This is a genomic window from Paenibacillus sp. 01L418 (assembly GCF_056400045.1).
Window position 1 is genome coordinate 20294 of the sequence record NZ_JBFTSN010000030.1, and the last position, 14712, is coordinate 35005.

A 14712-nucleotide genomic window follows, 5' to 3' on the forward strand; every position below is an offset into this window, starting at 1 on the left:
TACAAAACTGACTTTTGTTATCTCTATCAATGCTATCAACGATTCGTTTATTTCGCACCTGCGAGCCAATTAGCTAGTTCCTCTGTCTGTGATAGCGTAGCAATCGGATCAAAATACCATGAGCGTTTCTTACTCCAAATATAGACGCGATCATTTTTAACTGCATCAATCAGCTTCCAAATCGGCTCGGTTTTCAAATCTGCAAGCGTTAGCGTATCAGACGTTAATATAATATAATCGCCAGCAAAGTCAGACAGCTTCTCTCCAGAAACCTCAACAATTTGCTCCTTCATCAGCTGCTCCGCTACTTTAGCTGGCGGCTTAAGCCCAAGTGCTTGATAGACTGCTTGTCCGCCCCTGCCGAAATTATCGCCGAATACGCCCGTATTCCCTTCCCAATCCTGCATGACTGAAAACACAGCATCGCTTGGAATGGCACTTTCAACCTTTGCTTTGGCTGCTGCAATACGCTGGTCGTAATCAGCTAACCATGCTTCCGCTTCTGCCTCTTTCCCTAACAATTTGCCGAAATAGGTCAATTCTTCATGCGTATTTTTTAGTTCGCCATAAGGAACAACGATCGTCGGAGCAATTTTGCTATACAGCTCATAAGCTGCTTCATTTCCTGTAACGATCATATCCGGCTGCAAATCTATTATTTTCTCTAGCGATACACTCTCGTATTCTCCAATATTCTCCACACCTGCAAGCGCCTCTGAAAAATACGGATTTTTCAAATTCAATTCTGGTGTTCCGATTGGTTTGACATTAAGTGCAATAAAGCTGCCCAAGTACAGATCAACAACGATCCGTTCGGGATGCGAAGGAATTTCGATATCACCTTTTATCGTTGTGATTACTCTAGTCTGAGCTTCTGTTTGCGGCTTATTGGAAGGAGCTGCTTCCCCCTTCGTCGTTAATTTTGATTCCACGGTTGCCGTATTTGTATTTAACGCCCCCGTAGAACATGCACTCATAAATAAAGCAAAACAAAACAACAGGGTTGCCGCCATTGATAATTTCAATCCTTTGTACATGGGCAATTGATTCTCTCCTTTGTATTGATAATGATTATCATAACGATACACATTGTAACGCCGGAGCCTCCCTGGAACAATGGACGATCGGCTCGATTTATATAGACGATCTGCGCCGCTTCTAGTATTTTTCAAACGGTCCTTATACCTGCCTGGCGAAACGCCAGCAACCTTTTTGAATATCCGTGTGAAATATAAGCGATCGGAATAACCAACGCTTTCCGCAATTTCCTGAATGGTCGCGCTTGTATTTTTCATTAGCTCCTTCGCATGATCAATTCTCACCTGAATGACATAATCAATGAGACTATGCCCTGTTTCCTTTTTAAACACCTTGGACAAGTTTTTGGCGCTATAGCTTAAGGTCTGCGCCAACTGCTCGAGCGTAATCGGCTCCATATAATGATCATGAATATAACGAAGCGCTTGAGCTGCTAGGTCGGGCTTCGATAGAGATATGTCTTGCTTTTGCAGCTGAATGAATACCTCATAAACAAATTGATGAAATAACGTATTGACATGAAACCTCTCCAAAGAATGCGATATTTGCCACTCTTGTGCCATTACGTTAACAATTCGAAACAGTGGGATCGGGTATTGCGGGGCGAAGCCATATTGCATATGGAACGGGTTGTTATTTTCAATAAGAGATAAAATCTCTTGCCTGCAAGGATGCGGGATAAGTGCTTTATAGAAGATTAAGTAATAATCAAAATCCTCCTCCAGCCTGTCTATATCCAAGCACATTCCTTTGCCCCCATGCAGCACATGAAATCGCTCCGCCTTATATGGATGACCGTCCAAACATACATTTGAGCTGCCAATTGTCGTATATAAAAATCCGCTTGCTGGAAGACGGTAGGATTGCAGCCTATCGCCAAGTTTCATCCTATGGTGACGAACATCCAACACCTTAATTGAGGCGTGGTTCCAAAGCCTAATAAGATCATTCCACTCCACTTTCCGAGTTCAGCTCCTCTAGCGTTTACTTTGTGCTGCTCACAGATCGACCGAAGAAAAAGCCGACTACTTGATCATGATGGTTCATCCTTTTATGTATGGTTCCTTGCAGAGCATATTAACAAGCATTCTAATGATAACCATTCTCATTGTCAATTCCTTTCTTACTAGTACCTGGTACTACAATAAGTTGGTACTTTTGCGTTTTGGCATATGATGTAAACTAAAGACATGAACAACAAATCGATTCGGGAGGCTTTCTCAAATGGAAAAAATGGAAACGATGCAAGTACGCAAACCAGCAAATTTTTATCGCCGCCGCAATACCCCAACGTATACCTTCATGGCTTGGGCAGCTTTTCTTATAGCATGTGGCTTCGAATTCATCGGTATTTACACGCTTAAACAACCAATGTCTGTGCAAGGGTATTACGCTGTAACCGGCATACTTTTAATTATCACTTCATTTCTTCTGCAGAAGGTTGCGCGCGACAACGACGAGGATAAGTTTCTCAAAGACTACAACCCGGGCTACAGAAGCCGCAATACCTCCGCCTTTTCATTCATGGCTTGGGCCGGCTTTATCATTGCCATTCTTGCTCAATATATAGGTATTTACACGCTTGAGGAGCCGCTTTACGTCAAAGGCTACTACGCGATTGCCGGTGCTTTCTTAATCGTTTCTTGCCTCGTTTTGCAAAAGACCATTCGGGATAATGAAGAAGACAGCGTGCATACGAAAACAGAAGATTTAGAAAGCTAGAAAATAATAAAAAGCCTCCCCATTAAAGATGAATTGGGGAGGCTTTCTTTCGATCAATCCGTTTAGCTATTCGACTTTRATAGAATCAAAATACTTCTCTTGCACGACCTTGGCAGACTTGTCGAGCAAGCCTTGAAGATCTGAACCTTTTTTGGAGAAAACCTCTTGCAGCACATTCGTTACTTCGCCGTAGTAATCCTGCGTGTTGTATTGCGCTTCAGGTTTGCCGTCAAGCAAAGAATCGGATTCTGCGTTATATTTGTAGACGTTATCGTATTTATCAAATATAGCCTGTGCTTTTTGTCCATATTCCGATGAAGGGCTGTAATAGTTCATTTGTGGCGGAATATAATACTTTCCTTCTGTTTGGCGTTTTTGAATATCGGTTTCAAGAGACTCTAGACCTTTATCGGTAAAGTAATCGAATGTAATATAGCGGAAAGCAATTTCTTGTTCGTCCTTCGTCGCATTTGGATTGATGACGAGGTAATCGCCGCCAAGCACGCCTGTATGCTTGCCGCCTTTCTCTGCTGCCGGCATCGGGAATGTCAGTACATCCTCTGGCTTCAAGCCGCCTTGGTTGAGTGCCTGCTCAAGTACACCCTCAGCTCCCGCTATAACCATAGCCGTACGGCTTTGTCCGAAAGCGCCGACAGCATCGCCCCATCCAAGTGCCCAGTCCTGCGGAATTGCATTTGCTTCCCATCTAAGCTTGTTGTAAAACTCTAGCGCCTTCAAGCCTGCCGCAGAATTAAAGGCTGCTGTTACTTTGCCGTCAGCGATCGTCTGAACATCGCCGCCTGCCTCAAACAAGAAGTTGGTCCAGTTCCAGCCTGCTTCTGTACCTTTGCCCATTGGCGCAATACCTGCAATGCCTTTCTTCGGATCAGCTACTGCTTTCGCAGTGTTGTACATATCGTCCCATGTCCAGTCATACGATGGAATCGGTACACCTTTCTCGTCAAGCAGCTTCTTGTTTACAACCGTAGTTGTAACATAGGCTTTCTGGGATACCCCGAACACCTTGCCGTCAATGATAAATTGGCTTTGCAGCACAGGGTTGATTTGATCCTTGAATGGATAACTGTCCCACAGCTCCGTAATATCGGCTACCCAGCCGCGCTCCTGCAAAAACTTAGCTTCTGTTGCCCAAGTGTTGAAAAATGTCGGCGCTTCGTTTGCTGCCATTTTGATGCCGATTTCGCTTGGGTTGTAGTGCCAGTCGCTTTTTACGATTTCCACATTAGGATAAACCTCGTTAAAACGTTTGATTTTGTCATCTTCCAGCTTGCGGTTCTCAACCTGATCCGGCAATGGATAATAAATGCTGATCGTAATTTTTTTGTCTTTAATATCTTCCTTCGGAGGGTCTGTTTCCTTGCTGCCTGCATTGTTTGTCGCTGCATTCGTTGGTTTATCGGTTTCTTTTGGATCGTTGGTCTCCTTGCTGCCACCGCTGCAAGCTGCAAGAATTGAGCATATCATGACCAAACAAATCAACACTGCCACGTTTTTCTTTAGCATCGATATTCCCCTTCACCATTCGTATTTTCACTACATCCTCATCATAAAGGAGACGTTTTCATTTGGGCGAGGTGTATTCTTATTCTGATCATGTGTATGTCTACGAACTGCTTATCCCTTAACCCCGCCAAGATGAAGTCCGCGCATAATGAACTTTTGGAACGCCAGAAACACGAGAATCGGCGGCAGCATCACCATCGTAAGGATAGCGAAACGAATATTCAGATTGAGCCTTTGCGCACTGATGACGTATTTATATACGGCTGTCGCAAGCGGATATTTCTTATCGCTGTGCATCACAAGCGAAGGCCAGAACCAATCGTTCCATGCCGTTGAGAAAACAAATATTGCGAGCGTGGAGAAAATAGGAATGGAAAGCGGAATCGCGATAAGGCTGAAGCATTTCCAGTCTGACGCACCGTCGATTCGAGCCGCTTCAATCATTTCATGATGGATACCATCGAAAAAATTTTTAAGCAGCAGCAGATAGAATGCACTCGCACTGGCAGGCAGCCAGAAAGCCGCATACGTATTAAGCAAACCAAGATCCTTCAAATTAAGAAAGTTTGGAATGATATAAGTGCTCGGCGGTATGAAAAGAGTAATCATGAAAAAAAAGTAGATTCCCTTCTGATACGGAACATTAAGCTTGGATAGGCTAAAGGCTGCTAAACCGAGCACGACGATGGTCATAATCATATTGCCGCCAAAAATCATAAGCGTGTTTTTCAAAAACTGCGGCAGGTTAATAAAATTCCAGCCTGTTCGGTAGTTGTCGAAATGCCACTCCGAAGGCAAAAAGTGCGGTGGAAACGAGTTCACTTCGGTGTTTGCTTTCAAACCGTTAAACAATGCAGTAGCAATGGGATAAAGCATCGAGGCAACCATTGCAATAATGACAAGGATAATAAGCAGAAAACCTACCTTGTTTTTATTTCTGCGCAAATCGTGACTGGATAATATCCCTCTGTCTAAGCTCTTCATCACTTGCTCGCCCCCCTGTTGTTCAGCCTGAATTGTAACAGTGCCAATCCGCCAAGGACGACGAACATAAGTACACCCAGCGCAGAAGCTACCCCGTAATCAAGCTTCGTAAATGCATATTTGACGATAAACAGCGAGTAAGTGAGCGTTGCTTTGTTCGGACCGCCGTCAAGCAAGGCCAGCTGAGATTGGAAACCTTGCGTCGTTGCAATCAACTGCAAGAGGAACAGAAGCAGAATCAAGCCGCGAATCGACGGAAGCGTAATATGCCAGATACGGCGGAATATGCCTGCGCCATCAATTTCTGCTGCCTCATACCAGTCCCGCGGGATACTAAGAACAGCAGCCAAATAAATGAGCATGCCTGAACCGAACTGCTGCCATGTTTCCATGACGACAAGCGAAATCATCGACCAGCTTTTATTCGTTAGGAAGGCTATTTGATCAAGCCCCGCTTCCGTCAGCAATCCGTTAATCGGACCTACCGGATCATAGAACCATCTCCATAAGCCGTATAACACAACAGCAGGCACGACGTTCGGCAAATATGCCGCCACGCGAACGAAGCCTTGAAAGCGACGCAGCTCTGATATCGCGATTGCAAACAGAATAGGAACCCAAAAGCCGATAACCATACATAAAAACATGTAGTACAGCGTATTTTTCACACCAATCCATACATCAGGATCGTTAAAAATCGTCTTGTAGTTATCAAACCCCACGAACGTATTTCCCTTTACAAAATCGATCGTATAGAAGCTGTAAATAATGCCTTTYGTTATCGGCACCCACAAAAATAAAATAAAAATGATAGCTGCGGGCAGCAGAAACAAATAGCCCGAAATATGTCTTTTCCACCTGCCAGCCTTCCTCTGCACCTTGCTATCGAGCGGCTCGCCTACTACAACGGATTGTTCCATCTGAGTTTCCCTCATTTCTTTTCTATTGCTCTATACCATTCTAGAAGCAAGGCGGCTAACTGGTAATGTGCAAATCTAAGACAATGATAGCTATTTTTACTTCTTCTTATTTCTTGTCGTCCTTCTTAAGCTCGCTTGGGCTCATCCCATAATATTTTTTAAATATTTTGCTAAAATGCTCAGGAGATTCATAGCCGACACGCTCCGAAATCTCGTATCTTCGCAAATCGGTAAACAAAATAAGCTTCCGACTCTCCTCCATTCGAAGCTTTATTACATACTCCCATAAGTTATAGCCTGTATCCTTCTTGAACAAATAGCTTAAGTAATTCGGGCTGACATGATTTTTCTGTGCGACCTCATGCAGCGTCAGTCCCTTTTGAGCAAAGTTGCGATCGATATATGCCTTCGACTTCTCTACAATGAGGCTATTTTGTTCGCTTAGCTCTTCGGCAGTAGGATCCTGCGTATAGGTGCTCCAATTAAAATCACCGTAATAAAAAACATAATGATCACGATGCTCACGGTTCCACAAGATCGCTTTGCGCGCTTGTTCGCTGAGCATGCCCACGAAACCAATGCCTCTCACAATTTGACTAATGCCTATGACACAGTGCAGCCCGATAAATTTATGAATGTTGTAATGGAGGCTGCGCCCGATCATATCCAATTGATTAATTTTGTTGACACTAGCTTCTCCAAACTCGTTCTCGTCCCATTGAATTAGTACACTAATCTCCTGATTGGGGGAATAGAAGGCCACATGATTCCATTCCTTATCCAGCAGCTCGTTCGCAATGTTCAATGCAGCATATTGCAGCAGCAGTGCATCCCTATTTGGGATCTGCCGATCCTTATCCGATAAATTCAGGCGCAGCTTAATGACCGCATAATAAGGCCCGTTCAGCTTGATTGCGTAGCGCTCATACAGCTTCTTCGCTATTTCCTCGGGTGTCTCCTCGGAGCCTGACAGCAGCTGATTAAACAGCTCCGTTCGCTTCGGGAGCGGCTCCTCCATATGGAAATGCTCTTGCAGCTTGGATAAGAACTGATCCTCCGTTGCCGCAGGCTTATTCATTTTGAGCAGTACATTTCGGACGGAATCCAGAAATTGATCGTTATTAAGCGGTTTAATCATATAATCCTTTGCACCGAGTCGTATCGCCATTTGAGCATATTGAAAGGTTTCATATGCGGAAATGATGATCGTCTGAACCCAAGGCTTCAGCAGCTTAGCCTGATGCATTAGCTCAATTCCATTCATCGAACCCATTTGAATATCTGTGATCAGCAGGTCAATTTCTTCAATTCTCAAATAATCGAGCGCTTCATATCCGCTGTGCGCCATATAAACATTTGCTAAACTAATGCCGGAAGCAGACAATAAACTGCATAAACCCTCACATATTAAAGGCTCGTCATCTACGATCAATATATTGTACATTTATAATCCTCCCCGTCCGCATCCCAATGCTCACTTTGTCTCATCATAGCTCGTTGGCAAAATAATCGTCACCGTCGTGCCGCCGTTGTCTCCGCGCTTGTAGCTCATTCCATATCCATTGCCAAAATGAAGTTGAATTCGTTGTTGGATGTTACGAATCCCATAACCTAAACTATGATCCGACTTGTCATTGCTTAATAAACGCTCAATTGAGGCATAATCAACTTCCTTATGTCCGTTGTCCTCCACCTTGATCGTAACCCGCTCGCCCTCAACTACGGCCGAAATTTGGATTTCGCCATCCTCGCCCATAAATTTAACGCCATGGATAATCGCATTTTCGATAAGCGGCTGCAGCGATATTTTCGGAATCATAATCATTCTTGCGGCATCGGAAATGTTCCAGTGCACTTGAAACTCATATTTGTATCGCTTTTGCTGCAAGCTGACATAAGCGGATGCATGCTCAAGCTCCTCGTCCAGCGGAATGAGCTCTCTTCCTCTGCTTAGGCCAATTTTCATCAGCTTCGATAAGTCCTTAATCATTTCTGCGGATTCCGTATTTCCTTCAAGCGAGCTCTTCCAGTAAATACTCTCAAGCGTGTTGTACAGTAGATGTGGATTAATTTGCTGGTAAAGCAGCTGAAGCTGCGACTCCTTCTGCTTGATGTCCATATGGTATTTATAATGAATAAGCACATTCAGCCTGCGGGCCATGTCATACAAAGCGGCAAAGAGTACGCCGACCTCGTCATTCCGGCCTTTTCCCGGCGTCTCCGGCACTAGCCTTCCTGGCTCATAGGTGCGAACAAATTGCGCCAGCTTCTGAAGCGGCGTCATAAGCGATCGCCAGAAATAAACAACAACGACGCAGCCGAACAATATATAAGCTATAGAAATGAGCTGGATGACATGCTTGAGCTCGCTTTGCTGCTTTAATAACGAGCTGATCGGAATTTGATAGACAAGTTTATTGTTCAAGTTGCGGTTATAATTGACCACATAGATGTAATCAGAGGTCATGACATCAAAAGTGCCCACCGCTTCCATCCCATCCTTAATCTCTGTTGCAGGCGGCAGTACATACGTCTTCCCCATCAGACTTGAATCAGTCGCTGCGAGCACGCGGTTCGACCAATCCATAAACATGATCTTGCCGTCTGGCAGTGAAACGGATTTCAGCGATTCGCTAATTTTCATATCCATCTTTGTTGCGACCAAAACGCCAATGATACCGTTTCCAATAGATACATTGCTAACGGCACGAATATAAGCAAGCGTGCTGATCTGCGATAACCCTACATTTGAATCAATAATTTCCATGTAACCTTTGCTCTTATAACTGACCGCATCATCGTACCAGCTTGGCTTCTCTGCATCGGAGAAAAAATAAACCCCGGTTTGTGTCAACTGACGCTTCGGTGCAAAAAAATAGTAATCATTCGGGTCATAAATATACAGCGAATAATATACGGCTTCTCCTCCATTAAGAGGAATCGAATTACTCGCAAGCAGCTTGTCGACCTTATCGTATTTCCGTACTCTCTCAATCACCGTTTCTGCCCCTGTAGGGACAAGCTGCTGTGTAATTGGATTTTGAATAATCGTCGTCGTTATTTTGCTGATCGTATCCATGTCACGATTAATGACGGTATCGTTTTGTTTGATGAGCTCCACATATGCGCTCGTCACATGGTTTTTGAGCAAATGCTCTGCTTTCATATTGCCGTACCAATGCAGTAGAAAAATCGGACTCACCATCACGAGAAACAAAAGTATCAATTGCTGCTTTATGTTCAATTTTGTCAAAGGATTGCTAAGACCCGATCGCATGCAGGCACCTCCGGTTAATAATTGTACTATAGCAAAAAAAACAGCCAAACAGAGTGGCTAGATCTACCCTTTTCAAAAGGGACAATGGAGCAAAATCGTAGAAATACACATACTTCATACAAAAAAAATGCTGCTAGTCAACAGATGTTGGTTAGCAGCACTTAGGATGGTATATTTTAAGCGATAATTGATTTGATATGTATATTTCTCTCCTGGCTTAAATCCAAGAAATAATCTGCCAGCTTGATAAGAGGCGTCTCAATATTGTGCGGATTGATGTACACGACCTCGCCTTCTCGGCCATCCGTCAGAAGCACTTGTTTGCCGACTAATCGCTTCATCAGGTTTTCAATAAATACCGAGATAATTTGCGGGTTAAGAACGCCAAACTTCCCATCTGTCATCTGATTTACAATTTCATGAAAGGATAATGGCTCGTGATAAGGACGCTTGGAGGACATCGCATGAAAAATATCCGCAACTGCTACGATAGAGCTGAATAAATCGATATTTTCCTTTTTCAGTCCGAGTGGATAGCCGTTCCCGTCCTCGCGTTCATGATGCTGAAGCGCAACACGAGCGATTCGCAGGCTTAAGCCCGTCGTACCCTTGAGCAGCTCATAACCGTAAATGGTATGCTTCTTAATTAATTGAAATTCAACCTCATTCAGTTTGCCCGGCTTGTTTAAAACCTCTAGCGGAAGCTTTACTTTGCCAACATCATGCAGGGTAGCAGCAAGTGACAAAATCGAAAGCTCTGAATTGTCCAGATTCATCCATCTTCCGATAAGCGTCGATATGACGCCCACACCTACGTTATGCTCATATACATAATCATCCTTGGCTTTCACCGCTTCGAATAATTCGAAAATATCCTGATTTTTGGATAGCTGCAAAATAGCTGGCAGCACCTCATTGCGAATCTCCATTAACGGGACCTTACGTGATACTAAGATCGATTCAAACAGCTCTTTTGAGATATTAACCGTTTGCTGAACAAGCTCACCAATTTGAATGCTTGATTGCYGAATCGGCTTATGCTCATAAGCAAGGGCAATCGATGATAAATCTATCCGATGGTTTATTAATATTTGTATTGATTCACTAGTCAGAACAGAGTCAGCTGGTACAATCGTAACGCCATATGCGTTCAAAATATCATATTTCATTTTTTTCCCGATCAACTGTTCCATGACTTCACTCCCTCGGAATTGACGTTTCCAACATTTAGTTTACCATATCTTATTTAGGAAGGGTCTATTAAAATTAGAAAGATGAGAATACATAGAAAAGGCCAACGGATTAGAAAGGCTAATCGGTTGGCTTTTTCAGAATCAAGTCCTGTACAGCTATCTTAAAATCCAGCATAAAACATTAAATATTGATCTGTATTCGCTTTCCAATAATTACGATCATGGCCGCCAGATGAGGTATGAAATTGTACATCAATGCCCTTTGCTTTAAGCTTTGCATATAATTGATCGGTAGAATTAATAACATGCATCATATCTTTATTACCATAATCCAAATAAACCTTTAGATTTTTCAATTCCAGCTGATCTACAAGATAAAGCGGATCTGTCTGCTTTCTCATTTCTTCATCTTTGAATAACCAGCCTAACTTCTCTGTAGAGTCCATAAACATGGCTGGACTATGTCCACCACTTTTGCTGAATAAATCCGGGTGCGTAAATGCTAAAAACAACGCTGCAAAACCGCCCATAGAGAGTCCTCCAATATATCGACCTTCTCTATCGGCGATCGTACTGTAATGGGAATCCACATAACCGATCAAATCCTTGGTCAAGTAATCCTCATATCGCCCGTATTGACGTCCATCCTTGGAATACGTTTGATCAGCGTAATTCGTGCCGTAACTGTTGTCATACTGAGGCATAACTATAATTAATGGCTTGATTTTCTGGTGCTTGATCAATTGAGTCGCCTTATCGGACAAGCTCATATCTTTATTCCACGTTTTCTCATTACCTCCTCGACCATGCAGCAAATAAAGGACAGGATAGTCAACGGTTTCCGTATATCCAGCAGGTAAATAAACTTGCAGTTTCATATCTTTATGTAATGCTTCACTATTCATCGTCATTTTTTCCACACGCGCTGCTGGAAGAGCTTTCGAGGACAATGCTTTATTTTCGCTAGTGGCTGCAGTACAGCCGGAATTCGTTAAAACACTGCACAATATCATACTCACAAGTAATATATTCGAGATAAACCTTCTTTCCTTTATTACCATTTTCCACCTACTTATCCTTATTTATATAGCAAAATAATCATACAACCCGTAACTTTGATTAACAATACGTCTAGCGACTGAAATCGTGAACGCAGCTAGCTGCACATAGAAAAAGAAATAACCCAAGGGAGATTCTCGTAAAATGGTGTACTACAACCATTACAAAACAAGAATCACACCATGGGTTACACATAACAGCATGTTATATTAGCATAACGGCATTTTATGAATTATAGTTCCAACCATACTTCCATTAGCTGATCCAGCTGCTTTTGGCGCTCCTCCTGCATATTCCAAATGGATTCAAGCGCAGCTGGATCACCCATTGCCGCGATTTGCTCCATTTCCATATTGCCCTCTAGCAGACTAGCTTCAAGCCTCGCGATCTCTTGTTCCAGCTGTTCCTTCGTACGCTCCACTCTTCCACCATGTTTCGGCTTGGTATGCTCAGCTAATTGCCTCGGATCTCGCACAACATGATCTGTTTTAACGGTAACATTGTTCTCGTTCGTTTTATAAGGCTTCCGCTTCGACTTAAAGTCATCGTAATTGCCCAAGTAAGTGTGAATGGCTCCCTCATTAAGCTCCCAAACTCGTTCAGCCAGCCGATTGATAAAATATCGATCATGCGAGATCGCCAGCACCGTTCCATCATAGTTTTCCAATGCTTCCTCCAGCGCCTCGCGGGAGCTGACATCAAGATGATTCGTTGGTTCATCCAGCAGCAATAAATTCGGTTTTTTGCGAATAAGCAGCGCGAGCCGAAGTCGTGACCATTCCCCGCCTGACAGCAAATGAAGTGGTTTAAATACATCCGTTCCATAAAACAAATAGCTGGCCAGTATATTCCTTGCCTCGCCTTCCTCTAAACCGCCCTCCGTTTTAAAAAATTCAAGTACGCTGAGCTGCTTATCGTCAACCTTCTCTTCTTGAGCCAAATAGCCGATATGAAGACGGGCTCCTAGGACTAGCTGTCCATCATCTGGCTGAAGCTCGCCAAGCAGCATCTTAAACAACGTCGTTTTGCCTGAGCCATTGTCCCCGACCAGCACAACCTTCTCACCATAGAATAAGCTGCCCTCAGCTTTATCCAAAATAACCCGATCACCGAATTGTTTAGTTACATTCTCAAAGGTAATCGCCTTACGTCCAGAGCGATCAAGCGCTGTAAGCTCGAAATCAGCGGTCTTCGGATCAAGAACCGGTCGTTTAATCATTTCCAACTTTTCCAAAGCTTTGCGCATGGAAGCGGCGCGTTTAAAAAACTTCTCATTGTCGCCGATACGCCCCCATTCCTCCAAGCGCTTAATCGTTTCCTTCATCTTCTTTATCTGTTTCTGCTGCTCTTGAAAATTCGCAAACTGCTGCAAGAGAAGCTCCTCTTTCTCCTTCACATATCCGCTATAGTTTGTAAGAAAGGTTTGTGCTGTACCATCCTCAAGCTCAATTATTTTGGAGCACACCTCATCAAGAAAATAACGATCATGCGATACGATGACACATGCGCCATCATACTGCTGAATAAATTGCTCCAGCCACTCCATCCCCCGCAAATCCAGATGGTTCGTGGGTTCATCAAGCAGCAGCAAAGCCGGTCGGACAATCAACTGGGAGGCAAGTGCAATCCGCGTTTTCTCACCGCCGGACAGGCTGCCAAAGCTTCGTGAATAAACAGCTCGGTCGATACGCAAGCCCGTTGCGACCTGCTCAATTGCCGTATCCATCTCATAACCGCCGCTTCTCTCGAACCTTTCCTGAGCCAGCGAGTATGTTTTCAGCAAACGCTCTAAAGCAGCTGAATCAGCAAGCATTTGCGGACTCGACATCTCTATTTCCATCTGCGTCATCTGATGCTTGCACGCCATTAAGTCTTGATAGCCATAAGCCAAAACTTCATACACGGTCAGCTTATCAAATTCGGCAGGTGTCTGCGGCAAATATCCGATTGCCAGCTCCTTCTGTACTGTAAGCATTCCCTCATCTACCTGATCATGACCTGAAATTAGGCGAAGCAATGTCGATTTTCCGCTTCCGTTGCGGCCAATCAACCCGATCTTTTCGCCTGCTTGTATTTGCAGCGTAAGTCCATCAAATATCAGATTCGCGGCGTGGTATTTCTTTATTTCCTGTATATTAACAATAATCATGTGAAGAGCCTCCTGTTAGATGAAGACCCTGACTCTTAAACACAACAAAAAAAGAGCCGCAGCAACAAGCCTGCGACCCTTCGGATGGTAAAGCTATCCGTAGTGGTTAAAGTAGGCGTCTTCTCGCGAATGGTTTAATCGTATGAGCATAATTGGACAGACCTCTCCCGTTCGCGGAAAATGTATGAACAATGCCAGCCATAGCAATCGGCAGCTGGCTAATACGGTTATTGACCATTTCGTGATTCACCTACTTCACCTCCCTTTCATTCATTCCTTTTAAAATAACATAAGGGCAAGTATTCTTGCAATAGCCAAACCAAATTTTGTATTTACAAGGAGTAAGCGTACATGATGTCGAAGATGACATTGTGAAGGAGGCTTATATATGGATAGATTTACACATCTTGGGGTTTACGGCATCTTGAAGAAAGACGATAAAGTATTGCTCATCAAAAAAGGCAGAGGGCCGCATACAGGGAAGTGGGATTTCCCAGGAGGGTCGATTGAATTTGGAGAAGAGCCTTATCAAACACTCATTAGAGAGTTTGAAGAAGAGACAGGAATTTCAGCGTTAACTGGCACCATCAAAACGACATTGTCATATACGCTGATCTGGCCCTTTAAAGCGGATAAATTAGAAGAGATGCATCATATCGGCATTATTTATGATGTAAAACTAGTAGATGATACATTTAATTTAAGAACGGATGGCGATGGTCAAGACTCGTTAGGCGCAAAGTGGATTCCTATGCGTGATTTAATAGATATGCCCGTAACTCCGTTTGTAAAAAATATATTTGGCTAGCCGTACATTCCTTATTATTAAACGGAAAGGTGGTATTC

General features: G+C 43.6%; 12 protein-coding genes and 1 pseudogene. 3 read left to right on the forward strand and 10 right to left on the reverse strand.

The window, feature by feature from the left end:
* Positions 1–47 precede the first annotated feature (47 nt).
* Positions 48–1997 (reverse strand): AraC family transcriptional regulator, encoded by a 1950-nt coding sequence (locus tag AC1DSE_RS06895; protein WP_477511572.1) that lies wholly within the window; start codon positions 1995–1997, stop codon positions 48–50.
* A 283-nt stretch (positions 1998–2280) separates the two neighbouring features.
* Between AC1DSE_RS06895 and AC1DSE_RS06900 the strand changes: the two are divergent.
* Positions 2281–2502 (forward strand): annotated as a pseudogene (locus tag AC1DSE_RS06900) (YiaA/YiaB family inner membrane protein); the annotation flags it as partial.
* 60 nt (positions 2503–2562) lie between these two features.
* Positions 2563–2760 (forward strand): YiaA/YiaB family inner membrane protein, encoded by a 198-nt coding sequence (locus tag AC1DSE_RS06905; protein ID WP_256711064.1) that lies wholly within the window; start codon positions 2563–2565, stop codon positions 2758–2760.
* A 66-nt stretch (positions 2761–2826) separates the two neighbouring features.
* Here AC1DSE_RS06905 and AC1DSE_RS06910 read toward each other — a convergent pair whose 3' ends face one another.
* The 9 genes from AC1DSE_RS06910 to AC1DSE_RS06950 form a co-directional block, all read right to left on the reverse strand.
* Positions 2827–4284, reverse strand: coding sequence for an ABC transporter substrate-binding protein (locus AC1DSE_RS06910; RefSeq protein WP_477511573.1), 1458 nt, complete (start codon positions 4282–4284; stop codon positions 2827–2829).
* A gap of 111 nt (positions 4285–4395) precedes the next feature.
* A complete protein-coding gene (locus AC1DSE_RS06915; RefSeq protein WP_076271011.1) occupies positions 4396–5268 on the reverse strand; it encodes a carbohydrate ABC transporter permease in 873 nt (290 codons plus the stop codon).
* A complete protein-coding gene (locus AC1DSE_RS06920; protein WP_477511574.1) occupies positions 5268–6188 on the reverse strand; it encodes a carbohydrate ABC transporter permease in 921 nt (306 codons plus the stop codon). The genes AC1DSE_RS06915 and AC1DSE_RS06920 overlap by 1 nt, the downstream gene beginning before the upstream one ends.
* Positions 6189–6294: 106 nt before the next feature.
* Positions 6295–7632: a response regulator transcription factor gene (locus tag AC1DSE_RS06925; protein ID WP_477511575.1), complete on the reverse strand. Its 1338-nt coding sequence runs from the start codon at positions 7630–7632 to the stop codon at positions 6295–6297.
* 30 nt (positions 7633–7662) lie between these two features.
* Positions 7663–9465 carry a sensor histidine kinase gene (locus AC1DSE_RS06930; RefSeq protein WP_339207479.1) on the reverse strand — a complete coding sequence of 601 codons (1803 nt, stop codon included), beginning with the start codon at positions 9463–9465 and terminating at the stop codon, positions 7663–7665.
* A 176-nt stretch (positions 9466–9641) separates the two neighbouring features.
* Complete coding sequence (locus AC1DSE_RS06935) at positions 9642–10658, reverse strand: HD-GYP domain-containing protein (RefSeq protein ID WP_477527525.1); 1017 nt, start codon at positions 10656–10658, stop codon at positions 9642–9644.
* Between the two features lie 161 nt (positions 10659–10819).
* Positions 10820–11671 carry an alpha/beta hydrolase gene (locus AC1DSE_RS06940; RefSeq protein ID WP_477527526.1) on the reverse strand — a complete coding sequence of 284 codons (852 nt, stop codon included), beginning with the start codon at positions 11669–11671 and terminating at the stop codon, positions 10820–10822.
* A 278-nt stretch (positions 11672–11949) separates the two neighbouring features.
* Positions 11950–13866, reverse strand: coding sequence for a ribosomal protection-like ABC-F family protein (abc-f, locus tag AC1DSE_RS06945; protein ID WP_477511578.1), 1917 nt, complete (start codon positions 13864–13866; stop codon positions 11950–11952).
* Between the two features lie 106 nt (positions 13867–13972).
* Positions 13973–14116, reverse strand: a complete 144-nt coding sequence (locus AC1DSE_RS06950; RefSeq protein WP_179089924.1) for a hypothetical protein — start codon at positions 14114–14116, stop codon at positions 13973–13975.
* A gap of 138 nt (positions 14117–14254) precedes the next feature.
* Between AC1DSE_RS06950 and AC1DSE_RS06955 the strand changes: the two genes are divergently transcribed.
* On the forward strand, positions 14255–14674 hold the full coding sequence (locus tag AC1DSE_RS06955) for an NUDIX hydrolase (protein WP_477511579.1): 420 nt from the start codon (positions 14255–14257) through the stop codon (positions 14672–14674).
* The last annotated feature ends 38 nt before the right edge of the window (positions 14675–14712 follow it).